General features: G+C 72.2%; 18 protein-coding genes. 5 read left to right on the top strand and 13 right to left on the bottom strand.

The genetic code is table 11. The features are described 5' to 3' along the window. Positions 1 to 132 precede the first annotated feature (132 nt). Both KY5_RS24820 and KY5_RS24815 read left to right on the top strand, forming a co-directional pair. The gene (locus tag KY5_RS24820) at positions 133 to 1,497 is read left to right on the top strand and encodes a PspC domain-containing protein (RefSeq protein WP_098244297.1); all 1,365 of its coding nucleotides are present in this window, start codon (positions 133 to 135) and stop codon (positions 1,495 to 1,497) included. Continuing rightward, complete coding sequence (locus KY5_RS24815; protein ID WP_098244296.1) at positions 1,484 to 1,708, top strand: hypothetical protein; 225 nt, start codon at positions 1,484 to 1,486, stop codon at positions 1,706 to 1,708. The genes KY5_RS24820 and KY5_RS24815 overlap by 14 nt, the downstream gene beginning before the upstream one ends. A gap of 39 nt (positions 1,709 to 1,747) precedes the next feature. Here the strand turns inward: KY5_RS24815 and KY5_RS24810 are convergent, their stop codons facing one another. From KY5_RS24810 to KY5_RS24800, 3 genes are all read right to left on the bottom strand, one after another. Further along, complete coding sequence (locus tag KY5_RS24810) at positions 1,748 to 2,272, bottom strand: DoxX family protein (RefSeq protein WP_098244295.1); 525 nt, start codon at positions 2,270 to 2,272, stop codon at positions 1,748 to 1,750. Positions 2,273 to 2,365: 93 nt separating this feature from the next. Further along, on the bottom strand, positions 2,366 to 3,631 hold the full coding sequence (locus KY5_RS24805; RefSeq protein WP_098247456.1) for a hypothetical protein: 1,266 nt from the start codon (positions 3,629 to 3,631) through the stop codon (positions 2,366 to 2,368). A 172-nt stretch (positions 3,632 to 3,803) separates the two neighbouring features. Next, entirely contained in the window at positions 3,804 to 4,589 is a 786-nt protein-coding gene (locus KY5_RS24800) for a class II aldolase/adducin family protein (protein WP_098244294.1), read from the bottom strand. Positions 4,590 to 4,719: 130 nt separating this feature from the next. Here KY5_RS24800 and KY5_RS24795 point away from each other — a divergent pair, with 130 nt between their 5' ends. Continuing rightward, on the top strand, positions 4,720 to 5,199 hold the full coding sequence (locus tag KY5_RS24795; RefSeq protein WP_098244293.1) for a pyridoxamine 5'-phosphate oxidase family protein: 480 nt from the start codon (positions 4,720 to 4,722) through the stop codon (positions 5,197 to 5,199). A gap of 65 nt (positions 5,200 to 5,264) precedes the next feature. Here KY5_RS24795 and guaA read toward each other — a convergent pair whose 3' ends face one another. Continuing rightward, positions 5,265 to 6,845 carry a glutamine-hydrolyzing GMP synthase gene (gene guaA / locus KY5_RS24790; RefSeq protein WP_098244292.1) on the bottom strand — a complete coding sequence of 527 codons (1,581 nt, stop codon included), beginning with the start codon at positions 6,843 to 6,845 and terminating at the stop codon, positions 5,265 to 5,267. A gap of 398 nt (positions 6,846 to 7,243) precedes the next feature. Here guaA and KY5_RS24785 point away from each other — a divergent pair, with 398 nt between their 5' ends. Beyond that, positions 7,244 to 7,576: a chorismate mutase gene (locus tag KY5_RS24785; protein WP_098244291.1), complete on the top strand. Its 333-nt coding sequence runs from the start codon at positions 7,244 to 7,246 to the stop codon at positions 7,574 to 7,576. A 587-nt stretch (positions 7,577 to 8,163) separates the two neighbouring features. Here KY5_RS24785 and KY5_RS24780 read toward each other — a convergent pair. Then, complete coding sequence (locus KY5_RS24780; RefSeq protein ID WP_159072594.1) at positions 8,164 to 9,021, bottom strand: hypothetical protein; 858 nt, start codon at positions 9,019 to 9,021, stop codon at positions 8,164 to 8,166. A gap of 82 nt (positions 9,022 to 9,103) precedes the next feature. Beyond that, positions 9,104 to 9,469, bottom strand: a complete 366-nt coding sequence (locus KY5_RS24775) for a hypothetical protein (RefSeq protein ID WP_199843208.1) — start codon at positions 9,467 to 9,469, stop codon at positions 9,104 to 9,106. Between the two features lie 238 nt (positions 9,470 to 9,707). On the opposite strand from KY5_RS24775, the gene KY5_RS24770 reads away from it, so the two are divergent. Then, entirely contained in the window at positions 9,708 to 10,742 is a 1,035-nt protein-coding gene (locus KY5_RS24770; protein WP_098244289.1) for an LAETG motif-containing sortase-dependent surface protein, read from the top strand. Between the two features lie 132 nt (positions 10,743 to 10,874). Here the strand turns inward: KY5_RS24770 and KY5_RS24765 are convergent, their stop codons facing one another. The 7 genes from KY5_RS24765 to KY5_RS24735 all read right to left on the bottom strand — a co-directional run bounded on the left by KY5_RS24765 (position 10,875) and on the right by KY5_RS24735 (position 24,390). Next, positions 10,875 to 12,695 carry a GMC family oxidoreductase gene (locus tag KY5_RS24765; protein WP_098244288.1) on the bottom strand — a complete coding sequence of 607 codons (1,821 nt, stop codon included), beginning with the start codon at positions 12,693 to 12,695 and terminating at the stop codon, positions 10,875 to 10,877. Between the two features lie 75 nt (positions 12,696 to 12,770). After that, a complete protein-coding gene (locus KY5_RS24760) occupies positions 12,771 to 14,387 on the bottom strand; it encodes a succinic semialdehyde dehydrogenase (protein WP_098244287.1) in 1,617 nt (538 codons plus the stop codon). Positions 14,388 to 14,533: 146 nt separating this feature from the next. After that, positions 14,534 to 16,297: a serine/threonine-protein kinase gene (locus tag KY5_RS24755; protein ID WP_234362845.1), complete on the bottom strand. Its 1,764-nt coding sequence runs from the start codon at positions 16,295 to 16,297 to the stop codon at positions 14,534 to 14,536. Beyond that, positions 16,297 to 18,057, bottom strand: a complete 1,761-nt coding sequence (locus KY5_RS24750) for a serine/threonine-protein kinase (protein WP_098244285.1) — start codon at positions 18,055 to 18,057, stop codon at positions 16,297 to 16,299. The genes KY5_RS24755 and KY5_RS24750 overlap by 1 nt, the downstream gene beginning before the upstream one ends. A gap of 117 nt (positions 18,058 to 18,174) precedes the next feature. Next, a complete protein-coding gene (locus KY5_RS24745) occupies positions 18,175 to 19,803 on the bottom strand; it encodes a serine/threonine-protein kinase (protein WP_098244284.1) in 1,629 nt (542 codons plus the stop codon). A 69-nt stretch (positions 19,804 to 19,872) separates the two neighbouring features. Continuing rightward, the gene (locus KY5_RS24740) at positions 19,873 to 21,519 is read right to left on the bottom strand and encodes a serine/threonine-protein kinase (protein WP_098244283.1); all 1,647 of its coding nucleotides are present in this window, start codon (positions 21,517 to 21,519) and stop codon (positions 19,873 to 19,875) included. A 201-nt stretch (positions 21,520 to 21,720) separates the two neighbouring features. Further along, positions 21,721 to 24,390 carry a protein kinase gene (locus tag KY5_RS24735; protein WP_098244282.1) on the bottom strand — a complete coding sequence of 890 codons (2,670 nt, stop codon included), beginning with the start codon at positions 24,388 to 24,390 and terminating at the stop codon, positions 21,721 to 21,723. Positions 24,391 to 24,441 lie beyond the last annotated feature (51 nt).

The raw sequence follows: 24,441 nt of genomic DNA, 5'->3' as shown, positions 1-24,441 counted from the left end.
AGACTTCCCTGATCTCCGTCCCCGTCCCGGCCCTGTCAGGGTCGGGTCCCCAGGGGTCTCAGGGGCAATATCAGGGTTCGGCCAGGGTCGTCCCGACTGCCGCGGCGGCCTCGCGGCAGTCACCATGGACGCATGACAGATCAGCAGCCCGCCGAGACGGTGACCGAGGCCGCCCTCCGCGATGCCGTGCACGGCTCGCGGGGCGAGCACGGCGGCCTCGCGGGCGGCCCCGAGCCGGGCCTGCCCGCCGTGGAGCGCACGTTCCGTCGCGACCGCGGGCACAAGAAGCTCGGCGGCGTGTGCGCGGGGCTGGGACGGCACTGCGACATGGACCCGGTGATCTTCCGCATCGGTCTCGCGGTCCTCGCGATCACCAGCGGCATCGGCCTGGTGGTCTACGGCTTCGCCTGGCTCCTCGTGCCGTACGAGGACGAGGAGGAGAACGAGGCGCGCAGGCTGCTCTCCGGCCGGGTCGACGGGCAGGCCCTGACGGCCGTGCTCTTCGCCCTCGTCGGCTGCGGCGTCTTCCTCACGCTGTTGAACAACGGCGGGGCGCTGACCTTCGCCGCCGTCCTCACCCTGCTCCTCGCGGGCGCGGGGTACTGGTCGCAGCAGCGCGGCGCGCCCTACCCCGACCCGGTGGCGGCGCACGCCGCGGCCGACGCCCCGCCCGAGGCGAAGGCGCCGCCGGTCGCCGGTGGTCCGTCGTGGTGGCGCGACCCGATCGTGAAGGACGGCACGCACGACGGGATCTCCGGCTACTTCTGGGGCCCCGCGGGCCTCGACGTCAGCTACCGGCCGAGCGGCCGCCACCCCGGCACGCCTCGCGGCGAGACCCCGCCCGCCCCGCCGCCCAGGCCCCGGGGGCCCCGCTGGATCGGCGGCTGGGTGTTCCTGTTCGCCCTGCTCGCGGGCGGCCTCGGTACGGGTCTGACGTGGGAGACGCACCCACTCGGCACGACCTTGCAGACCGGCCTGGCCTGTGCGCTCGCGGTGTTCGCCATCGGCATCGCGGTCAGCGCCCTCCTGGGACGCACGGGCGCGGGATCGATCGTGCTCGCGGTCCTCACGGCCGGACTCCTTGCGGCCACGGCCGCCCTCCCGAAGAACATCACCACGCACTACGCCCGCACGGACTGGATACCGGCCACGGCGGCGGACGTCCGGCCGCAGTACGAGGTGGGCCTCGGCACCGGCAGGCTCGACCTGAGCAAGATCCGTGTCGGCAAGGGGCAGACGGTGAAGACCCATGCCGAGGTCGGCGCGGGCGATCTCCGGGTGACCGTGCCGAAGGACGCCACCGTGCGCCTCTACGCCGAAGTGGGCGTCGGTGACATCGTGTTGCCGAGCGACAAGAACAAGGACCTGGACATCGCGCCGGGACGGGAGAAGAAGGTGACGCTGGAGCCGCCCTCGGGCAGCACGTCTGGCGGCACGATCGATCTGCACCTGGAAGTCGGCGTCGGACAAGCGAAGGTGACCCGTGCTACGTCATGAATTCCACCCGGGAAAGCTGGTCGCGGGCCTCTTCCTGCTGGCGATCGCCGTCGTGTACGCGGGCGACGCGGGCGGTGCCTGGGACGCGCCCTGGTTCGTCGCGCTGCCGATGGTGATGGTGGGGCTGCTGATCGCGGGCGTGGTGGCGGCGGTCCACGGGATACGTCCGCGGTCCTCGGGCCGTGCGGGCGGCCGACGCCCTCCGGACTAGCCCCGGCCGCAGAATCCTTCAGGACTGGTCCGGGCCCGGCTAGCCGAGCCCCATCGCGTTCCTGCGGCGTTCGGCGAGCAGGGCGTCGAGGGAGAAGACGGAGGCTCCGGCGAGCACCAGGGGCAGCCACGCCATCAGGTAGGCCAGGTCGTTGCCGTAGTAGTAGGGCTCGGTGGACCAGCTGACGGTCAGCCAGAGGCTGAGCGAGATCAGCGCTCCGCCGAGCGCGGCGAGCCGGGCGAAGAGGCCGAGCAGAGTGCCGATGCCGACGGCCAGTTCGCCGAGGGCGATGGCGTAGCCGAAGCCGACGGGACTCTTGAGGGCGAGGTCGACGAGTGCGGGGATCGCCGAGATGTCACGGACGCCCTCCATCATGGCGCCGATCGAGCCCGCCCCGCTGGCCTGCATGAAGGCGCTGTCGGTGAGCTTGTCCAGACCGGCGTAGATGAAGGTGACGCCGAGGAAGACCCGCAGGGGGAGCAGGGCGTAGCGGGTGGCGGACTCCCGCCAGTCGTCGCGTCTGACATAGCTGGTGTGGCTGTCCGTCCGCATGCCGTGCGCCATCGCTCCGCCGCCTCTCCCGTCGACCCGTCATCTGACCATACGTACGAAGAGGGGGTGCTGCTCACCGATGGCGCCGACAGGGAAGCGACGGTTTCAGTCCGTGACGTCGATGGTGACGCGGTTCGTCTCGATGCCCGCGGCGGTGATCACCTGGACGTCGACGCGGCCGGGCTCGACGTCGACGGGGACGGGCACGGTCAACGTGGCGTCGGTCGGGTTGGTGAAGCCGCCCGGCACGGGGACGAGCGGCACGTGGACGTGCACGGTGCCGATGCGGACGACCATGCGGGCGAGCCGGTCCGCGGCACCGGCGCCGGGCGGCACGAAGCCCGCGCCGCGGATCTCGATGTCGTCACCCGTACGGATGGGTGCGTCCAGGTCACCCGCCTCCCTGGCGCGGACGACGGAGAGGATCACGGGACGGCCGCCTTCGGAGTACTTGCCCGCCAGGTATGTCGCGGCGGAGACCAGGACGAGCAGCGCGAGCCCCCACGGCAGGTCGGGCAGCTGCTCGGGGCGGCGCGCGAGCCGGACCGCGGCGAAGACCACCGCGACCGCGCTGACCAGGACGTACTGCACATCGGTGAAGCTGCCGCGGCCCGCGTCGTCGGTGAGCGCGTCGGCGGCCCGCGGCCGGTCGGCGCGGACCTTCTGCAACCGCTGGCCGAGCACGCGCACACCGACGACGCGGCGCACGAGCACCGCCACCCCGCACACCACGGCGAGGACGGTCACCATCCCCGCGGCGCGGGCGAGTTCGAGCCCGGAGATCAGCTCGTCGCGCCGGTCAGGGCCGGACGCCGCGGCCAGTTGGCCCGCGAGGACGAGCACCGCGAAGACGACGAGGAGCACCCAGCAGGCGGCCACGGCACGCGAGGTGGAGAGCCGGTTGTCCTCTCCGATCACCGGTGCGAGGACCCCGCCGCGCGCCCGGTGGAGGTGTCCGGCGCCGGTCAGCAGCGCGCCCACGGCCAGGGCCGCGAGGAGACCGGCCGTGCGCGCGGCCGTCCAGCCGGGGCCGATCGCGGTCAGCGCCTGGACCACGAGCAGCACGGCGAACGCGCCCCAGACCACGACGAGCGTGCGCGTCCACAGCCGGTGCGGCCAGGCGTCGCCCTCGGCCCTGCCGCGCTCGGCGACGGCGCGCGCGGACTGCGTCAGTTCGTCGGACACCCACTGGCGGGAGGCGCCCGCCGAGTGCGCGACGGCAGGCGGCAGCCCCTCCCCCGCCGCGAGTGCGTCGCGCTTGGCGAGGAACTCGGCCACGGCACGCCGGTGCCCCTCGCGCGCGCCGTGCGGGCAGCCGCCGCACGTGCAGCCGCCCCCGTGCGCGCCCTGTCTCGCCTCCTGCACTGCCACCTTCTGCGCCGCCTTCCCCACCCCGAGGGCCGCCGGGACGGCCCGTGAACTTCCTTGCAGAGAAGGGGAATTGTGCCGCACTGAAGGACGAACGAATCCCGTAGGTCAGGTCAGTGGGGGTGAACGCGCCACGCTCGCATTGACGGGCGGGGCACGGACCTGGGCGGACTCCTCAGGTCAGCAGATCCGGTTCGCTGCGGCTGATGTCCTGCCACAGGGACTGGTAATTGATCCACGCGACCAGATCGCTGCCGAGCTGCTCCCTGGTCCGCACCGCCTGCTTGTGGCCGATCAGCACCGGCCGGCCCGCGGCCCGCGCGCTCAGCTGGACCTGGCAGGAGCGCTCCATGGTGATGAACCACCAGGCGGCGGCGTCGACGGAGTCGCCGACGGTGAGCAGCCCGTGGTTGCGCAGGATGACCGCCTTGTGGTCGCCGAGCGCGGTCGCGATCCTGCGCCCCTCGTCGGCGTCGACGACGACTCCGGTGTAGCCGTCGTACAGCGCGTGGCTCTCGTAGAAGGCGCACGCCTCCTGGGTGATCGGGTCGAGGAGTTCGCCGAGCGTGGCGAGGGCGCGGCCGTGCAGCGAGTGGCAGTGCGCGACGGCTACCACGTCGGGCCGCGCCAGATGCGCCTGGGCGTGGACGGTGAACGCGGCCTGGTTGACGTGGTGGCGCCCCTCGACGACCTGCCCGTCGGCGTTGGCGAGGACGAGGTCGCCGACGGTGATGTGCTTGAAGGGCATCCCGAAGGGGTTCACCCAGAAGCAGTCGGCGTACTCCGGGTCCCGCGCGGTGATGTGCCCGGAGACGCCGTCCTCGTACCCGAGCCGCCCGAAGAGCCGCAGGGCACCGGCGAGGCGCTCCTTGCGGTGGCGCCGTTCGTCCGCCACGGAGTCGTGCACGGGCGGCATCGCGAACTGCAACCGCTCGACGGGTATCGGTGTGGGCGCCTGCATGTGTCCTCCATCCCTGGCTGTACGGGGCGGAAGTTACCGGTGGGAAGCACAGGAGGACAGAGGCAGGGCACGATCAACGGTGCCGCGAATACGGACAGGAGGTGTCGGGTATCCGCGTCAGACTCTCCGTATGTCGTGGAACTGGGAAGCCTTCGCCGCCGCAGAGTCCGACCTCGCCGAGACCGTCGAGAAGCGCTTCGGCGCGTTCACCCACCACACCCTCGCGACGCTCCGCAAGGACGGTTCGCCGCGCACCACCGGGATGGAAGTCCGCTTCCTGAACGGCGAGTTGTGGCTCGGCATGATGCCGAACTCGCTCAAGGCGCTCGACCTGCGCCGCGACCCGCGCTTCGCGCTGCAGGCGAACCACGGGCCGGGCTCGGAGATGGCGGACGGCGACGTCCGGATCGCGGGCCGGGCCGTCGAGGTGCGGGATCCGGAGGTCGTCGCGCTCTACACGGAAGCGGTGCATCCGCCGGACCCGGACGCGTTCCACCTCTTCCGCACCGAGCTGACGGAGGTGGTGCGCACCTCCATCGAGGACGGCACGTACCTGGCCGTCGAGGTGTGGAAGCCGGGCGCCCCGCTGAAGAAGACCAGGCGCGCCTGACCCGTCGTACGCGAACGGCGTCGCCCACAGGGTGTGGACGACGCCGTCTCAGCGGTGCGGGGAGATCACTCCCACTCGATGGTCCCCGGCGGCTTGCTCGTCACGTCGAGGACGACGCGGTTCACGTCGGCGACCTCGTTGGTGATGCGCGTCGAGATCTTCGCGAGGACCTCGTACGGCATGCGCGTCCAGTCGGCCGTCATCGCGTCCTCGGAGGAGACGGGACGCAGCACGATCGGGTGGCCGTACGTGCGGCCGTCGCCCTGGACGCCGACGCTGCGGACGTCCGCGAGCAGCACGACCGGGCACTGCCAGATCTCCCGGTCGAGACCGGCCGCCGTCAGCTCCTCGCGGGCGATGGCGTCGGCCTCGCGCAGCAGGTCGAGACGGTCCTTGGTGACCTCGCCGACGATGCGGATGCCGAGGCCGGGGCCGGGGAACGGCTGGCGCTGGACGATCTCGTCCGGCAGGCCGAGCTCGGAGCCGACCATCCGGACCTCGTCCTTGAACAGCTGGCGCAGCGGCTCGATGAGCTCGAACTCGATGTCGTCGGGCAGACCGCCGACGTTGTGGTGCGACTTGATGTTCGCCGTGCCGGTGCCGCCGCCGGACTCGACGACGTCCGGGTAGAGCGTGCCCTGCACGAGGAAGGCGACCTCGGGGCCGTCCTCCTGGAGGATCTCCAGCTGCGCCTGCTCGAAGACGCGGATGAACTCACGACCGATGATCTTGCGCTTGGTCTCCGGGTCGGAGACCCCGGCCAGCGCGTCGAGGAAGCGCTCGCTCGCGTCGACGACCTTCAGGTTCGCGCCGGTGGCGGCGACGAAGTCCTTCTCGACCTGCTCGGTCTCGCCCTTGCGCATCAGGCCGTGGTCGACGTAGACGCAGGTCAGCTGCGAGCCGATGGCCTTCTGTACGAGGGCGGCGGCGACGGCGGAGTCCACGCCGCCGGACAGGCCGCAGATGGCGCGCTTGGTGCCGACCCGCTCGCGGATCGCGGCGACCTGCTCGTCGATGACGTTGCCGGTCGTCCAGTTCGGCTTGATGCCCGCGCCGCGGTAGAGGAAGTGCTCCAGGACCTGCTGGCCGTGCGTGGAGTGCATCACCTCGGGGTGGTACTGCACGCCGTACAGCTTCTTCTCGTCGTCCTCGAAGGCCGCGACCGGCACGACGTCCGTGGACGCGGTGACGGTGAAGCCCTCGGGCGCCGCGCTGCACGCGTCGCCGTGCGACATCCACACGGACTGCTCGGCCGGGGTGCCCTCGAAGAGGGTGGATCCGGGCTTGGAGACGGACAGCGGCGTGCGGCCGTACTCACGGGCGCCGTTGTCGTCGACGGTGCCGCCGAGGGCGGTCGCCATCAGCTGGAAGCCGTAGCACATGCCGAAGACGGGGACACCGGCCTCGAAGAGCTGACGGTCGACGGTGGGCGCGTTCTCCGCGTACACCGACGAGGGGCCGCCGGAGAGGATGATCGCCGCGGGCCTCTTGGCGAGCATCTCGGAGACCGGCATCGTGCTCGGCACGATCTCGCTGTAGACCCGGGCCTCACGGACGCGGCGGGCGATGAGCTGGGCGTACTGCGCTCCGAAGTCGACGACCAGGACGGTCTCGGGAGCGGCGGCAGCGGGGGGCGCTGATGGCACGGCGGCGGCCTTCCGGCGTTGAGCGTGAGCGAGAGGCTCAGTGCGTGAGCAGGGGGTCTGTGTTTGTCGATTCTACCGGGCCTGGCGGGGCCTTCTTCGTCGCATCCGACGGAGCGGAGCCGCTGTGCGGGACGTCTCAGCATCCGAGCCGCCGGGGAGGCCGGATTGACCGGGCACGCGCCCGTGGGGGCATACTGGCTCCGTGACCAAGCACCTGAGCTTCCTCTTTACCTATGGCAACCGGCCTGCCGGCTGCCATGGTCGAGCTGCTTGATCACCTGACAAGCGACTTACCGGGCGCCCCGGGCCGACAAGGCCCGGGGCGCTCTGTCGTTCGCGGACCTTGCCGCTCCGGGGCTCCCCCACCCACGAAGACCCCAGGACACGAGGAGCCCCACATGACCGCCACCGCCACCACCGGCACCGTCGCAACCACCGCCGTCACCGCCGTCACCGCCGCGGACAAGACCGGCGCCCGCACCCCCGAGGCCGCGGACCTGATCGAGAACGCCCGTGAGCGGATCGACACGCTCGACGACCGCATCATCGGTCTCATCCAGGAACGGATGGCCGTCTCGGCCGTCATCCAGGAGGCCCGCATCACCTCCGGCGGCCGCCGCGTGAACCTCTCCCGCGAGATGGAGGTCCTCGGCCACTACAGGGACTCGCTCGGCAAGCCCGGCACGACGCTCGCGATGACGCTCCTCGAGCTGTGCCGGGGCCAGGTCTGACCCGGCGCGAGGGCCGCCCCGGGCGCCTGTGGACCTGAGTTCGGATGCGTTCTCACCCGTACGGCGCGTGACCGGTTCCGGGCGGGCTTCGTTGGTCCCGGTGTCCGTGTCAGCCAGGGGCGGGCCCGTAAGAACCACGCGTGGCTCCGCTGGAGCGATGAGGCGTACGGATCGCATGCGTACGCCGTGGGACCTCGCTCCAGATATGTGACCGGACGGCAGGGGACAGCAGCCCGGTCACCCAAGAGAACGGTCGGCTTCGGGGACGCCCGGAGCCGGCCGGCCTCCGTCCCCCTTCCCCCCTTGTCGATGTGGTCGAAACGGTTGCGTCCCCAACAACGCATCCAGCACGATGCGTAAGAGGGCGGGGTTCCCGACCCCCCTCCACAGCTTCATTGCCAATGGTCGATACCACCCGAGCGCCCCCTGTGCGCCGGGGCGGCCACCGGCACTCGAACCAGCGGCGCACACCCCCCGGCGCCGCCCCGAGGCATCGACGCTGCCCTGACGTCGGTGCTGACAGCCAAGGGCCCCGCGGATCCGTCCCGCGGGGCCCTTCGCTCTGCCTGAACGCCTCCTCCGTCAACTCACACCTTGCTGAGCTGTGCGTCGACGATCGCCGGGGCGAGCTTCGGGTCCTCGTCCGCCGTGGGCGTGCCGGCGCCCTCCCTGCCGTCCCGTGCCGCCTCTTTGTCCTCCTGGACGCCCTCGGGGTCGTACAGGTTCGACGCCTCGAAGACGACGAGGGTCCCGCCGCGGCGGACCACCGTGACGCTCTCGCGCATCAGGAACTCGCCCTTGCGCTGGGCCAGTTTGTACGACACGGCCTCGTCGCCCTTGTCCGGCGCGGGCAGCGCGTGGACGCCGAGGAACCGGTGCGCGCCGACGCCGAAGGTGGAGCACTTCTTCGACTTCAGGGCCGTGCGCAGGCCCTCCATGGACTTCGTGGCGTCGGCCCGCGCGTAGGCGGAGAGGCCGACGTCGGTGATCGGCACGTCGCCCTTGCCGGAGCCGCCCGAGGCGTCGGAGCCGCTCAGGACGCGGCCGACGTGGGCATCGGCCTTCGGCGGCGTACCCGGTCCGAGCACCGCGGCGAGCGGCGCGCAGACCGAGGGGGACACGGTGCCCGCCGGGCGCGCGGCGGCCTCGTCGGCCTTCTCGACCTTGTAGCCCTTGATGTCACCGGCCCCGAGGGCGGCCTTCTCCAGCTTGGCGGCGGCCCGCGAACCGCCGGAGCCCGCGCCACCGTCCGCGCCGGAACCGGAACCGGAAGCCGAGTCCGAACCAGAACCCGCACTCTTGCTCGCGCCCGGCTTCGCCGACTTCCCGGCGTCGTCGCCGCTGCCACCACCGCACGCGGCGAGCGAGCCGAGTGCGGCCACCACGGATACGGCCACCACGGCCCGCGACACAGCTGACTTCACGTTCTTCCCCCACTCACTCACGTATCGCATCGTGCGGAGTCACCCGCACCCCTTCTACGACGGAGGAAGATCGCTGACGGTTCCGTCCTGCCGAACGGTCCGTTCACCAGCCCCAGATCCAGAAGCGGAACGGGCTGAGCAGCGCGATCGCGAGGGCCATGCCACCGATCACGATCACCACGCTCCACACCCGGCGGCTCCGTTCGGAGCGGCCGCCTCGGCTCGGTCCCGTGGGCGCGGCGCGCCAGCCGTCGGGGCGCCACGGCTCGGGATCGGCCTTGCGCTTCCCGCGCCTGCGGCGGAGGCGTCCGGCCCGCTCCGCCTGCTGTCGGGCCGCCTCCTCGTCCAGGCGCCGCAGCCGCTCGGCCACCATGCGCGCCCGCGCGGACGGCTCCTTCGGCGCGGTCGAGCGGATGTCCCGCTCGCTGTCCTTCTCGAATCTCTCCCACACCTCGTCGGGTATGGCCACGCTGTCCCCTCCCCCTTGAGCTCGGCCCGTTCGGGCGGGGGAAGTTCTACGGCACCCCGTCCCACCGGCACAAGCGTTGTGATCCACCGCACATAAGAATTCCGTCAGTTCGAGGACAACCATTCACAGGGATCGCAGGTCATGCATGCAGTAACAACGGCCACAACCGCGCCCCACCGCGGAGGCCTCCACCTCCGTACTGCCCACCAGGCAGTGCGCCGGACTCCCTGAGGTCTTCATGAAGCTTCGTCGTGCCATGGCCGTCACGGCCGCAACGGCTGCCATAGTCCCGATCGCGCTCCTGTCGGCGCCCGCCGCGTTCGCGACCGGGGACACCACCACCGTGTCCCCGACCGAGACGGCCACGGAGACGGCCAAGCCGACCGAGACGCCCAAGCCGACCGACAAGCCGACGGAGACTCCCAAGCCGACGGACAAGCCGACCGAGACGACGAAGCCGACCGAGAAGCCGACGGACAAGCCCACCGAGACGGCCAAGCCCACCGAGAAGCCGACCGAGAAGCCCACGGACAAGCCCACGGCCAAGCCGACCGAGGAGCCCACCGAGCCGCCCACCGACTGCCCGGTGGACGAGGACGGCGAGGACGTCGACTCCAAGCTGGAGATGAGCATCAACGGCCTGCCCGGCAAGATCGTCGCGGGCAGCGGCTGGCACCAGTTCGAGCTGCGTGCCGCCAACCCCACCGACGAGGAGCTCGGCGAGGTCCAGTGGATCGCGGCCGTCGACAGCGACGGTGCGGACGAGAAGGACTGGCTGAGCAACTACGCCAACCTCCAGTACTTCGACCCGGAGACCAAGTCCTGGGAGTCGATCGACGGCGACCTGGACGGCGGCCTCGCCTTCGGCGTCACCGAGCTCGGCGCCAAGGAGAAGGTCGACATCAAGCTGCGCCTCAAGGTCAGCGTCAAGGCCCCGGCCGGACCCGGTTACGCGATCGGTCTCGGCGGTTACGTCGACTCCGAGGCGAACTGCGTGCGCAACTCGTTCGACTACTACCCGCTGACGATCCTCAAGGCCGGTAGCGACAACGACGACCCGGGCACGGCCAAGCCGAAGCCCGGCAAGCACCTGCCGACCAACGTCACGAAGCCGCAGGGCGGCGCCAAGGACCTCCCGGTCACCGGCAGCCTCGCCGAGACCGGCTCCAGCTCGATGCTGCCGACGATCGGCATCGCGGGCGGCATCGCCGTCGTCGCCGGTGCGGGCGCGGTGTTCGTCGTGCGTCGCCGCAAGGCCGACGCCGCCGCGTAACAGCGGCAGCCGCCCGACCGGCGGCACCTGATCACGCGGAAGGACCTGCGCTCGGAGGGGGGTGCAGGTCCTTACGTGTGTCCAGGGGCAGTGGTGACGGTCCAGCGTGAGTCACCGGCCGACCAGGGAGAGTTACGGCTTCTTGGACGGCACCGTCGGCATCCCCAGGAACGGCAGCCGCAGCGCGCCGAACGCGTCCGCGGGGACCGCCGGGCTCTTCGGCTCGACCGCCGCGAGGCGTACGTACGCCGCGCCCTGCGCGGGACGCGGGTCATCGGCGCCCTTGTTGGGCCAGAACGACATGGCGCGCTCGGCCTGCGCGGTGATCGTCAGGGACGGGTTCACGCCCAGGTTCGCCGAGACCGCGGCGCCGTCGACGACCGAGATGCCGGGGTGGCCGTAGAGCCGGTGGTAGGGGTCGATGACGCCGGTGTCCGCCGAGTCGCCGATCGGGCAGCCGCCGAGGAAGTGCGCGGTCAGCGGGGTGCCCATGAGCTCGCCGATGTTCGATCCTGCGAAGCCGTTGATCTCCTGGGAGAGGATCGTCGCGGCGCGGGTCGCCTCGGGGATCTGGTTCGGGTTCGGCGCCCCGTGGCCCTGCCGGGCGGTGAGCAGGCCCTTGCCGAGCCCCTTCTCCTTGCGGTACGTCGTCAGGGAGTTGTCGAGCGACTGCATCACCAGGCCGATGATGGTCCGCTCCGACCAGCGCCGGTTGGACAGGGAGCGCACCGCGAGCAGCGGGTGGCGCGCCATGTTGCCGAGCCATCCGGTGACCCGGTCCTTGCCGCCCTTGACGCTGTACGGGACCTGGAGCAGCGTCATGCCGCCCATCGCGTTGGACTTCTTGCCGTAGCGGACGGGCTCGATGTGCGTGCTGTCGTTCGGGTGGATCGACGAGGTGATCGCGACGCCCTTGGTGAAGTCGACCTTCTCGGCGCCGTGCCGCTTGCGGTAGCGGCGGTCGGTGGTCTGGGCGCCCACCAGGGCCTCGGAGTTGGTGCGGGTCAGGGTGCCGAGCCGCTCGGAGAGGCGGGGCAGCAGCCCGGAGTCCTTCATGCGGTGCAGCAGGGTCTGCGTGCCGTACGTCCCCGCGGCGACGACGACCTTGCGGGCCTTGAACGTACGCCCCTTGCCCTTGCGCTTGTCGTCGGTGGGCAGGGTGCGCACCGCGAACCCGCCCCGCGAGTCCTCGGTGACGGCGACGACCGAGGTCATCGGGTGGACGACGGCGCCCGCCTTCTCGGCGAGGTAGAGGTAGTTCTCGTTGAGGGTGTTCTTCGCGCCGTGGCGGCAGCCGGTCATGCACTCGCCGCATTCGGTGCAGGCCCTGCGGGAGGGTCCGGCCCCGCCGAAGTAGGGGTCAGGAACTTCCTTGCCGGGCCTGGCCGTTGACTGTCCGTCCGCGTCGTCCTTGTCGCCGAAGAAGACGCCGACGGGCGCCATGTGGAAGCTGTCGCCGACCCCCATCTCCTGGGCGGCGGCCTTCAGATGGACGTCCGAGGGCGTCGTCGTGGGGTTGAGTCGTACGCCGAGCATGCGCTTGGCCTGCTCGTAGTACGGGCTCAGCTCGTCCTGCCAGTCCGTGATGTCCTTCCACTGCGGGTCTTTGAAGAACGGCGCCGGTGGCACGTACAGGGTGTTGGCGTAGTTCAGCGAGCCACCGCCGACGCCCGCGCCCGCGAGGACCATCACGTTGCCGAGCAGGTGGATGCGCTGGATGCCGTAGAGGCCGAGGGCGGGGGCCCAGAGGTAGTTCTTCAGGTCCCAGGAGTTCTTGGGCAGGGTCGCGCGCGTGAAGCGGCGACCGGCTTCGAGCACGCCTACGCGGTAGCCCTTCTCGGTGAGGCGCAGGGCGGAGACGGCGCCGCCGAAGCCGCTGCCTACGACGACTACGTCGTAGTCGTAGGTGTCGTCGTCGCCCACCTGGATCTGGGCAGAGCTCTCCTGTGGCATTGACTCTCCTCGTTCGATTCCCGCGGGCCGACTGTGGTCGCTCGCGCAGTTCCCCGCGCCTCTCGCGGGGCGCTGCTAGCGCAAGCGGAACGCCTTCATGACCTTCAAGCTCGTGCTCATGAACGCCGCGTACTTCTCGTCGTCCAGGCCGAAGGAGGGTGCGAGCGGCATGATCCGCTGGGTGGCGACGGTCTGCGCCTCGGTGTACTTGAGGATGCCCTCGGAGCCGTGCCTGCGGCCGAGGCCCGATTCCTTCATGCCGCCCATCGGGGACTGCACGCTGCCGTACGCGGGCGCGTAGCCCTCGTTGACGTTGACGGTGCCGGTGCGGAGCCGGGCGGCGACCTGGCGGCCGCGCCTGCCGTCCTTCGTCCAGACCGAGGAATTCAGGCCGTACGACGTGGCGTTGGCGAGCTCGACCGCCTCGTTCTCGTCCGTGAAGCGGTAGATGGAGACGACCGGGCCGAAGGTCTCCTCGTTGCAGACGGACATCGGGGCCTCGACGCCGTCCAGGATGGTCGGCTCGAAGAAGTAGGGGCCGATGTCGGGGCGGGCGACGCCGCCCGCGACGAGCGTGGCGCCCTTGGCGACGGCCTCGTCGACGTGCCGGGTGACGGTCTCCAGCTGCCGCTCGCCGACGAGGGAGCCCATGTCGGCGCCGTACGTGAGGGACGTGCCCAGCCGCATGGCCTTCGTGCGCTCGGCGAAGCGCTCGACGAACCGGTCGGCGATCGACTCGTGGACGTAGAGGCGTTCGATGGAGATGCACAGCTGGCCCGCGGACGAGAAGCAGGCCCGCACCGCGCCCGCCGCGGCCTTGTCGACATCGGCGTCGTGCAGGACCAACATGGCGTTCTTGCCGCCGAGTTCGAGTGAGACGCCGACCAGGCGGGCCGCGGCGCCCTGGGCGACCTCGCGTCCGGTGCGGGTGGAGCCGGTGAAGGAGACGTAGTCGGCGTGCTTGACGAGCTCGGGGCCCACGACCGGGCCCTCGCCGAGGACGACCTGGAAGACCTCGGAGGGCAGTCCGGCCTCGATGATCAGGTCGCGGGCCCACAGGGCGGTCAGGCAGGTCTCGGTGTCGGGCTTCATCACGAGCGCGTTGCCCGCGACGAGGGCGGGCAGCGCGTCGCCGATGGACAGCTCGAAGGGGTAGTTCCAGGGGGCGATCTGTCCGACGACGCCGCGCGGCTGGCGGTTCTCGGTGACCTTGGTGAGGGTCGGGACGACGCCGGTGTGCCGCTTGGGGCTCAGGTACGAGGGGGCCTTGCGGCCGTAGTGCCGGGCGGCGACCGCGACGGCCTGGATCTCCTCGTGCGCGTGCAGCCGGGCCTTGCCGGTCTCCAGCTGGATCAGGTCGAGCACCTCGGCCTGGCGCTGGAGCACCAGGTCGTGGAAGCGGAGCAGGACGGCGGCGCGCTGCCTGACGGGGGTCCGCGCCCAGGCGATCTGGGCCGTACGGGCCCGCTCGAAGGCGGTGGCCACGTCCTCGGGGGTGGACTCGGGCAGGTCGGCCAGCTTCTCGCCGGTGAGCGGCGTGTGGTTGGCCGTGCGCCCCGAACCTATGACGTCACGCGTGAGCTGGGCGATCAGCTCGGGCGTGACCACGTCGGCGGCGGTGCGCGCGCCTTCGGGAGCCGGGGCTGTCGGGTTCGTTCCGAGGGGCGCTGCGGTGGCCTGCGAGTCCGTCATGCTCGTGAGACTAGGCCCACGTCAGGCTTTTGGGTACCCATCGGTAATGGGCCTTCACCACTCACGCACACGGCGCCAGTGATTGCTGGCGGCAAAGCCGCTGATCAGCGCGTTGTCACGGTATGCGGCCCGACCTCACGGCAATTTCAGGAGCCCTCCGCGGAGCCGGTCATGTCCTTTCCGATCTTGAGGCGTTCGCGCACTCCCTTGAAGAGCGCGGTGCCCTCGCGCTCCTCCCGCGTCCCCTTGGGCATGTCCACGCGCAGCTCGTAGAACTCCTGGTCGGCCGTGATGATCATGAGCTGCATGCAGCGGGTCGCGGTGCCGTCGTCGTACGTCGTGTCGGCGATCGCCGCGTCGTAGCCGTGGAAGGAGGTCTTGGTGTAGTTCGTGCGGGCGCCCGTGTCGTTGTCGCGCCAGACCGACGCCTCCTGCTTCGCCCAGGTCATGGCGGGTGTCGACGCCGCGTCCTCCTTGGTCAGCCGCACTTGCAGCAGGCTCCCCTCGGAGGGGCTGTAGACCACCAGGCGGGCCGCGAGCCGCGCGTGGTCGGCGTCGCTGTCCTCGCGCGCGAAGACCTTGTACGTGGTGGGTACGGAGATCTCCGCGTCGAGCTTGTCCTCGGGGCGGGTCTTCCACGCCGTGGGCTTCTTGGCGGGGGGCTTCTCGGCGCCCGAGGGGTCGTCAGGGATGTCGTGGGGCGCGTCGACGCTTCCCGGCGGCGCTCCCTCCACCCCCTCGTCGTACGAGGTGTCACCACCGCCCACGGACACACCGAGCCACACACCGCCGCCCACCAGGAGCGCCCCGGCGAGCGCGGCGGCCAGCAGGGCGGAGGTGCGGCGGGGCTTGGACGCGGGAGCAGGCGCAGGAGCGGACGCGGGAGCAGGCGCAGGAGCGGGAGCGGGGTCCGGGACGCCGGGCTCGGAGTCGTCCCCCGGCCGCCGCCCCTGCCGCCGCGACATCCGCAGCGTCCCCACGTCGTCCGACAACTCCCGCATCCCCGACGGGTCCTGCGCGGGCACCTGCTCGACCGGATCCGGCAGCGAGCGTCCCTCCGCCACCGCCTCCAGCGCCGCCGCGACCTCGGCCGCGCCGGGCCTGAGGTCCGGGTCCTTGGTCAGCAACCGCTCGATCAGCGGACCCAGTTCCCCGGCCCGCTCCGGCGGCGGCGCCTGCGCGGAGAGGACCGCGGCGAGCGTGGACTCCATCGTCGTACGGCGGAAGGGGGACCAGCCCTCGACGGCCGCGTAGAGGAGCACACCGAGGGACCACAGGTCGGACTCGGGGCCCGCGCCGCGCCCCGACATCCGTTCGGGCGCGATGAATTCGAGGGAGCCGACGAACTCGCCGCTCACCGTGAGCGACTCCTCGCCCTTGATGTGCGCGATGCCGAAGTCGGTGAGGACGACGCGGCCGTGCGTGCCGATGAGGACGTTGGCGGGCTTCACGTCGCGGTGCACGATGCCCTGCGCGTGCGCCGCGGCCAGCGCGCCGACGACCGCGAGCCCGATGCGGGCCGACTCCTCGGGCGGCAGGGCCTCCCGCTGGAGCACCTCGTGCAGGGACTCGCCGCGGATCAGCTCCATGACGATCCACGGCAGCCCGTCCTCCAGGACCACGTCGTGGATGGTGACCGCGGCCGGATGGTCCACGCTCGCGGCAGCGCGGGCCTCCCGGTGCAGCCTGGCGTAGATCCGCCGCACCATCGCGTCGTGCGGATCCCCGGGCAGCCGCGGCTGCTTGACCGCGACGTCCCTGCCGACCAGCTCGTCGACGGCACGCCACACCGTGCCCATGCCCCCGGAGCCGATGCGCTCCGCGAGGCGGTAACGGCCGCCGATCAGACGGCCGTCGGCGCCGGTGCCCTCCCGGCCCCGACCGTCCCGCATTCCCCCGTCGGCGCTCATCAGACCTTGTCGATCTCCAGATTCTCGATGGCGGTCTTCGCGACCTCACGGCCCCGGTCGGTGAAGTCGCCCTTGCCCGGGTAGCTGATGACCAGCTTGTACATGTCACCGGCCGTGGTCTTGTAGTAGAAGCCCTTGAGCTCGCGCGGGCGCGGGTTCTGGCTGTCCGTGGTGGAGTACACGACGGTGTTCTCCGCGGCCTTCTTGCCCTGGTAGTCGGTCTCCGCGGGGTCGGTCCTCGGCGCGGGTTCGGGGGCCATGCCCAGGTCGTACTTGCCGGACGCCTTGAACTCGGCGTCGTCGTCGTACATCTCGGCGGCCGCCGTCCCCGCGATCTCGCCGCTGGCGTCCTCGGACTTCTTGAGCAGGGTCAGGTTGACCCAGATCTCGCCGCTCCAGTCGGTGTACTGGACCCAGTGCTTGTCGTCGTCGGCCTCGGGCCTGGAGACCTGGTAGCCGTCGGGCACCGCGACGGTCGCGCCGAGCCCCTTCGCCTCCTGCTTCTTCCATGCGTCGGGCAGCGACCCCGCGAACGGGTCCGCGACGACCAGGTACGCCGCCACGGCCGCCGCGACGACCACCGCGCCGATGCCGATCAGCGTCTTGCGGCCGAGGACGAGACCCTTGCGGCCGCTCCCGGCGTCGCCGGTCGGGACGAACTGCGTCGGAGCGGCCTGCGGAGGATCGGCCGCCTCCTCCAGGAGGGCGCGGACCTGCGCGGCGTTCGGCCGCTGCGCGGGGTCCTTGGCCAGCAGGCGGTTGATCGCCTCGGCCAGCGGCCCGGAGTCCGAGGCGGGCGGCGCGGGCGTCGCGTTCAGGACCGACTGGAGCGTCGCGGGGGTGTTGCTGCGGCGGAAGGGCGAGACGCCCTCCGTGGCCGCGTACAGGACGACGCCCAGCGACCAGAGGTCGGAGGCCGGTCCCGGGCGCTGCCCCAACACCCGTTCCGGCGCGATGAATTCGGGCGAGCCGACGAAGCCGCCGGTGTCCGTCAGATTGGTCTCGCCCTCGATCTGGGCGATGCCGAAGTCGGTGAGGACCACGCGGTCGTGGTTGCCGAGCATCACGTTGTCCGGCTTCACGTCGCGGTGCAGGATGCCCGCCTGGTGCGCGGCGTCCAGGGCGTTCAGGACGTCGCGTCCGACGCGGGCGGCCTCGCGGGCGCCGAGCGTGCCCTCCTGGAGCACGGCGCCGAGCGAACGGCCCCGCACCAGCTCCATGACGATCCAGGGCTGCCCGTCCTCGACGGCCACGTCATGGACGTTGACCACGGACGGGTGGTCGAGCCTGGCCGCGGCGCGCGCCTCGCGGCGCATCCGCTCGAAGGCGTTGGCGCGCTCGCGCTCGGGCAGGTGGTCGGGGAGACGCGGCTCCTTCACGGCGACCTCGCGGTCCACCGTCTCGTCTTTGGCGCGCCACACCGTGCCCATGCCGCCGTGGCCGAGCTTGGAGAGCAGCCGGTAGCGCCCCGCGACGAGCCGCCCCGCACCCGGCTCCGCCGCGCCGACCTGCTGGTCGGGCACGGCCCGGGCGGGCTGGGCGTACGAGGATTCGCCGTACGGGGAGGAGACCTGTGTGACGGCGGGTGCCTGCGCGGACTGCGCGGACTGCGCGTACGGGTTGCCGGGGACGACCCCACCGTGCTGCCCCGCCTGACCGGGCTGCCCCGCCTGCCCCGGTACGCCCGACTGCTGCGGCGGACGCAGCCCGAAGCTGGTGGGATCGTTCGGGCCGTGCGGTGCTCCCCCGTTGTTACTCATGCCCTCATGAGTACCTTGCCGGGCACACCGGTTTCCAGCCGGGAAGCCCACTTGTGACCGGGGTGATGCACGCGACGGCACGTCGGCGGCACGTCGGCGGCGTACGGCCACCACGCCTCACCGGCGTACGAACGTGTCGACCGCCGTGTCGAAGTAGCGCCGCGCCTCCTCCGCGTCCCCGACCGGCGCCGAGACCCACACGTCGTACATCCGGCCGCCCTCCTCCCAGCACAGGTCGTACGTGTGGCGGGCGCCCTCCGCCGCCGTGAAGCCGTCCCAGGTGAACTCCCACAGGGCGGCGGGCCTGCCGTTGTGCGTGGCCTCCGTGACCTGTCCATCGCGGTAACCGGGGTTGTTCCGCGGGCCCTTCGCGGCCGAGCGGCGCTGCACGGCGAGCGGGCCGCCGGGCTCGGTGGCCGACTCCTTGACGCCGATGCGGTAGGTGCCGCCCGGCGAGACGTAGAAGACGCGGGGCCCGTCCACCTCGCGCCGGAAGCGGTCGGGGACGGCGAGCGTGAAGCCCTTGGGGTCCTTGACGACGTGGTAGTCGTCGGGCGCCTCGGGCGTCGAGGGGCGCGCGGTGGGGGTGGTCACGGTGACGGTGGGCGCCGGGTGGCCGGTCACCGTCGCCGAGTTGGGCGGCGTCGTGCCCCCGCCGTCGTCCCGGCCCATCAGGAGCGCGGCGGTGGCGACCCCGGCCCCCGCGACGGCCGCCACCAGCGCGGCCGCGATCAGCACGGCCCGCCCGTGCCCCCGTCGGCCCGCCGAGTGCCCCGCGACGGGCGGCCGCGCCCCCGCGGGCAGGTCGCGCTGCGTGGGTGAGTAACCGCCGCGCCCCGGCAGAACGTTCCTGCCGGGCCCCGGGCCCTCCCGCGGCGACGCGGGCATCCGCCCCGTCTCGACGTACGCCACGAGCAGCCGCTCCGCCTCGTCCGTGTCGAGCCGCCGCACCGGATCGCGGTCGAGCAGGCCGAGCACGACGGGCAGCAGGGGCGCGACGGCGGCCGGCGGGCGGATCTCGTCGTAGACGACGGCGTGCAGGACGCCGCCGATCGAGTCGCGGCGGAACGGCGACTCACCGGCGAGCGCGGTGGCCAGGAGCGCGCCGAGCGACCACAGGTCGGACTCGGGCCCCGTCCGCTCCCCCGCCATCCGCTCGGGCGCGGTGTACTCGGGCGAGCCCACGAACGATCCGACCTCGGTGAGCGTCGTCGCCCCGGTGACCTGCGCGATCCCGAAGTCGGTGAGGACCACGCGCCCGGTGTCCTGTTCGAGCAGGACGTTGGCGGGCTTGAGGTCGCGGTGCAGGACGCCCGCGTCGTGCGCGGCGCGCAGGGCGCCGAGCAGGTCGATGCCCATCCGGGCGACGGCGTGCGCGTCCAGCGGCCCGCCCCGCGCGAGCCGGCCCGCCAGCGAGCCGCCCTCGATCAACTCCATGACGATGTAGGGCTGTTCGTCCTGTACGACGACGTCGTGGACGACCACGATGTGCGGATGCCGCAGCTGGGCGACCGCCCGCGCCTCGCGCAGGGTCCGCTCGCGCTGCTCCGCGTCGGTGTCGGAGAGCGTCTCGTCGCGGTCCAGCTCCTTGACGGCGACCTGGCGCCCCAGGAGCAGATCGGTGGCGCGCCACACGACCCCCATGCCGCCCCGGCCGAGCCGCGCCTCGAGCCGGTAACGCCCCGCGATCACACGGGCGTTGCCGCCACCGGCGCCCTCGCCCGCGTGGTCTCCCAGGCTCCCCATGCGGCCATCATGCCCCACACGTGTGCGAACGGAATGGGGTGAAGCGCGCCGCGGGCCTGATCCGGCCGCTCAGTTCACCTTGCGCTCCTGCCACCCTTGCAGCATCGCGTCGAACTGCTCCCGGGTGGTGTCCCAGCCCTGGGCGGGCGCCGACATGTAGATCGCGTACTCGACGCCGTCCCGGCTGACGTAGTTCTGCGAGATGGCCCTGCGCGGCCCCGCGGTCGTGTCGTTGGCGCCCGCCGTCCAGCTGAACTGCCACAGCGCGCCGGGACGTTCGCGGAAGGTGTTGGAGTTCAGATCGAGCCGCTTGTACTCGGGGAGCTTGCCCTCCAGCCCCTTCTCCAGGGCCACCTGGTGCGTGTAGGGGCTGTCGAACGTCGGCTTCTTGTCGACGCCGATGCGCAGGAAACGGCGGCCGCCGTCGGGCGTGTAGTCGATCTGGTTGCCGTTGACCTCGCGCTTCCAGTTCTTGGGCAGCCGCAGGCTGAAGCCCTCCGGGTCGTTCACCCGCTTCCAGCTCTTGGGGATGCCGCCCACCGCCGTACCCGGGTCGTTGTTCCCCGTCGCCTTGTCCGAACCCTGGTCCGCGTAGTGCAGATAGCCGAAGACACCGGCGCCGCCGAGCAGCGCGGCCACCACGACGAGGGCGATGCGCGCGGGCCAGCGGCGGCGCTCACGCGCGGAACCGGTGGCGGGCGCGCCGCCGACGGTGGTGTGCCCGTGGCCCTGGTGCTGCTGCGGATGCGCGGTCGAGGTGTGCCCCTGCCCGTACGCGGTGGGCGTCTGCCCCTGCCCGTACGCGTTCTGCGCCTGTGCCTGCCCCTGCCCCTGCCCCTGCCCGTACGTCCCGCCGGACGGATGCACCTGCGTCGGCACGTACGCCTGCGCCTGCTGGGGCCTGCGCCCCTCCGCGGCCTCGGCCAGCATCGCCTCGGCGTCCTCCGCGCTCGGCCTGGCCGCCGGGTCCTTGCTCAGGAGCGCGCTGATGATCGGCGCGAGCGCTCCCGCGTGCTCGGGCGGCTCCGGCTCCTCGGTGACCACGGCCTGCATGGTGCCGAGCGGCGAGGTGCGCCGGAACGGGGAGGTGCCCTGGACCGCCGTGTACAGGGTGGCGCCGAGCGCCCACAGGTCGGACGCGGGGCCCGGGTTGGCGCCGCTGACCCGCTCGGGCGCCAGGTAGTCGACGGAGCCCACGACCTCGCCGGTCCGCGTGATCGTCGAGTCTCCCTCGATCGCGGCGATCCCGAAGTCGGTGAGCAGGATGCGCCGGTCGTCGGCGAGCAGGACGTTGCCGGGCTTGACGTCGCGGTGCAGGACTCCCGCGGCGTGCGCGGCGCGCAGGGCCTTCAGGGTCCACAGGCCGATGCGGGCGGCCTCGACGGGGTCGACGCGGCCGTCGTCCTTGACCGCGTCCGCCAGCGAGCGGCCCACGACCAGCTCCATCACGATCCAGGGCCGGTCGTCGTACTGCACCACGTCGTGGACGGTGACGACCGCGGGGTGGTTGATCCGGGCGGCGGCCCGCGCCTCCGTCTGGGTGCGCGCGAAGAGGACCGCGCGGTCGGCCTCCTGCACGAACTGCGCGGCCGTCAGTTCCTTGACGGCGACGGCACGGTGCAGCACCTCGTCCTGCGCGCGCCACACCCGTCCCATGCCACCGCGGCCGATGGACTCACCGAGTCGGTAGCGGCCCGCGAGGAGCAGGCCCTGCATCTGATTCACGTTCCCCCGCAATGGTCTTGACAGGCCCAGGTTAAGGAGGGAAGCCCGTACAGGGAACCGCCGGGGGTCCACGGAGACCGCACTGTGACGCATGTCGTGGATGTTCCATGCTGGTCAGAGGGGCCGCAGGACCGTGGCCGAAATACGCCCCACGGCGACTCAGCCGACGGCTCGTGCGTGCTCGTTGCTCACTCAGCCGACGACTTGGTACGTGCTCGACGCCTGCTCGTACAGCCGCGTCACCTCGTCCCGCTCCGCCTCGGGACCGCGCACCTGCACCACGTGGTACTTCCCGCCGACCACCATCGCGAGATTGCGTACGAAGACCTCGCGGCCGTCGGCGTCCTGCCAGGTGAACTGCCCCTCGGCCATGGCCCGCCCGCCGACGTCGATCCGCCGCATCCCGCTGGACGTCGCCCACGACGAGTCGCGGAAGGGCTGCAACTCGCGCTCGTGCTCGCGCTGGTACTTCATCGGGTCGCCGCCGAAGCTGTCCGTGCCGTCCCGCCCGGGGACCAGGAGCAGCTCGAAGTCACCGTGCGTGTAACGGACCTGACCACGGCCGTTCTTGGGCTGGCGGTCCCAGCCGCTGGCGACGGCGACCCGGAAGCCCTCGGCGTCCTTGCGCAGCGCGAAACCCCTCGGCAGATCGGGGTCGGTGGTCTGCGGCTCCTGTGAGCCTGGGCCCTTGGTCCTGGTCGGCTTGTCCTTGGGCTTGCCGCCCGGCTTCTGCCCCTCGCCCGGCTTGTCGTCGCCGTCCGTGCTCGGCTCCGAACTGACCTCGCCCGCCGAGCCGGTGCGCCCGCCCGGTGCCCGGTCGTCGGACTTGGGCATGAACACCATGGCGTACGCGACGGCCGCGACGAGCCCCGCCAGGATGGCGATCAGCAACAGCTTCCCGAGCGAACGGGGCCGCGCCCCGCTCGCGGGCCGGGGCACGCCCGGCCTCGAACCGCGGGGGCTCGTCTCCCTGAGCCGGGTCTCGCTCAGCCGCGCTTCCTTGGGCGCCCGGACCTCCCGTGGTGCACGGGCGGCCCTGACGTCCTTGCCCTGTCCCTTGCCCCTGCTCCTCTTGTGCTTGTGCCTGCCGTGCCCCTGCCCGGTGGTCGCGGGCGGCGCGGACCGCCGCTTGCGCACGACCTCACCACGCCGCCGTACGACGGGCAGCCTGCCCGCGTCGTACGGCGGGACCGGCACGACGTTCGCCCCCGCCTCCGGCTCCGGCGCCGACCGCACCAGCGAGCGCAGCCAGCCGCCGAGCTCCTCGAAGTCGAGCCGCTCGGTCGGGTCCTGACGCAGCAGCGACTCGACGACGGGGCGCAGCGGCCCGCACTCCTCGGCGAACGCGGGCGGCTCCGCGCACACCATCTGCACGAGCTCGGACGTGCTGTCCTCCGGGTACGGCGCGTGCCCCTGCACGGCACGGAACAGCAGAGCGCCGAGCGCCCACAGGTCGGTGGCGGGCCCGATGGGCGCGGCGAGCTGCCAGTTCTCGTGGACGGGCCCTGCCTGCTCGGGCGCCCAGCGCTCGGTGACGGCCCCGACGACGACCATGCGCGCGTGCCGGGCGCGCTCGGCGGCGAGCGCGGTGGTGGGGCCACGACGGGCAGTGGCGTCGGGGGCCGGGGAGGCAGGTGCGGGCGGCTCGGGGGGCAGAGATCGGGGGTGCGGAGGTTCGAGGTGCTGTGACTCGCGGTGCGGAGGTTCGAGGGAGCTTTCCCGCGCGGCCGCCCGGTTGCGCGGCACCGCCCCGTGCCAGGGCTTCGCGGCGCCCGCGACTCCGTAGGGATCCGAGATCCGTCCGGGCACGGAAGGCTCTTCGTCGTTCATCCGCGCCGCGGCCCGCGCCCCCGCGCGGTACGCCGCGATGGCCCCGGCCCGCGCGGCGCGCGCGTCACCCGGCGGCAGCCCCGCGGACTCGGGCGCGGGCTCGATCCCCACGTCCCCGGACGCCTCACCGAACGCGTCCCCCGGCTCGTCCCCGAACCGGCCTTGCCCGCGAAGCCCTGGGGCCTGCCCCTGTTCCTGGCCGTGATCCTGGGCCCGACGGTCCTGGCCGGGATGCCCGATCTGGTCCCGGTACAAGGGCAGTCCGCGACTCCCGGACCGGCCGCTCTCGTCGCCGCTCCAGCCCTCGTCCCCGCCCTCGCCCTCGCCCCCGTCTCCCTCTCCGTACGTGGCGACGTTCCCGACGGACCCGGCCGAGCCCGTCGGCTCGCCCTCCTCCTCGGGGCGCGGGTCGTACCCGCACAGCGCCTCCTCGGCCGCGCCCGCCGCGAGGCCCGTCAGCATCACCCGGCCGTCGTCGCATATCAGCACCGTGCGCGCGGTGATGTTGCGGTGCACCCAGCCGTGCCCGTGCAGCACGCGCAGCGCGGCGAGCACGTCCGCCGCGACCTCCGCCGCCCGGTAGGGACTCAGCGGCCGGTCGGCGAGGAGCGCGGCCAGCGGCCTCGCCGCCACCAACTCGCTCACTATCCACAGCGAACCGCCCTCGGCGAACACGTCGAAGACCTGGTCGAGCCGAGGATGGTCCGGTATCTGCGCGGCGGACTGCGCCGCCTCCATGGCACGGCGGACCGCGGGATCCGTGGGACTGCGCGTCGTACGCGCCGATGCCCGCCGGGCGCCGGTCCCCGCCGTCGCCCCCTCCCGAGGCACGAACCCCGCGGGCAGATCGGGCGGCTCCTCCTCGTCGAGCACTTCCGCATCGACGATCTCGGGCAACGGCACCTGCCTGACCAGGACTTCCTGGCCGCTGTACGTGTCGAAGGCACGCGACTCGGCAAGCTCGTACTCATCCGAAGGCGGCAGCGGCAGGCGGTAGCGGTCGGCGAGCACCCGTCCCGCATAGTCGTCCACGACGCATCCCCCGTCCCGCCCGGCGGTCAATTCCGTTCGTCTTACGGCTTG

Origin of the sequence: Streptomyces formicae (genome assembly GCF_002556545.1) — a bacterium.
Lineage (GTDB): Bacteria > Actinomycetota > Actinomycetes > Streptomycetales > Streptomycetaceae > Streptomyces > Streptomyces formicae_A.
Note: the sequence above shows the minus strand (reverse complement) of the source record. Positions and strands in the feature narration are given on the sequence as shown.

Excerpts from the sequence above, each read along its gene's own strand:
- KY5_RS24820 (WP_098244297.1), top strand. The coding sequence starts at position 133 with ATGACAGATCAGCAGCCCGCCGAGACGGTGACCGAGGCCGCCCTCCGC.
- KY5_RS24810 (WP_098244295.1), bottom strand. The coding sequence starts at position 2,272 with ATGGCGCACGGCATGCGGACGGACAGCCACACCAGCTATGTCAGACGC.
- KY5_RS24800 (WP_098244294.1), bottom strand. The coding sequence starts at position 4,589 with ATGCAGGCGCCCACACCGATACCCGTCGAGCGGTTGCAGTTCGCGATG.
- KY5_RS24795 (WP_098244293.1), top strand. The coding sequence starts at position 4,720 with ATGTCGTGGAACTGGGAAGCCTTCGCCGCCGCAGAGTCCGACCTCGCC.
- KY5_RS24785 (WP_098244291.1), top strand. The coding sequence starts at position 7,244 with ATGACCGCCACCGCCACCACCGGCACCGTCGCAACCACCGCCGTCACC.
- KY5_RS24770 (WP_098244289.1), top strand. The coding sequence starts at position 9,708 with ATGAAGCTTCGTCGTGCCATGGCCGTCACGGCCGCAACGGCTGCCATA.
- KY5_RS24765 (WP_098244288.1), bottom strand. The coding sequence starts at position 12,695 with ATGCCACAGGAGAGCTCTGCCCAGATCCAGGTGGGCGACGACGACACC.
- KY5_RS24760 (WP_098244287.1), bottom strand. The coding sequence starts at position 14,387 with ATGACGGACTCGCAGGCCACCGCAGCGCCCCTCGGAACGAACCCGACA.
- KY5_RS24755 (WP_234362845.1), bottom strand. The coding sequence starts at position 16,297 with ATGAGCGCCGACGGGGGAATGCGGGACGGTCGGGGCCGGGAGGGCACC.
- KY5_RS24750 (WP_098244285.1), bottom strand. The coding sequence starts at position 18,057 with ATGAGTAACAACGGGGGAGCACCGCACGGCCCGAACGATCCCACCAGC.
- KY5_RS24745 (WP_098244284.1), bottom strand. The coding sequence starts at position 19,803 with ATGGGGAGCCTGGGAGACCACGCGGGCGAGGGCGCCGGTGGCGGCAAC.
- KY5_RS24740 (WP_098244283.1), bottom strand. The coding sequence starts at position 21,519 with ATGCAGGGCCTGCTCCTCGCGGGCCGCTACCGACTCGGTGAGTCCATC.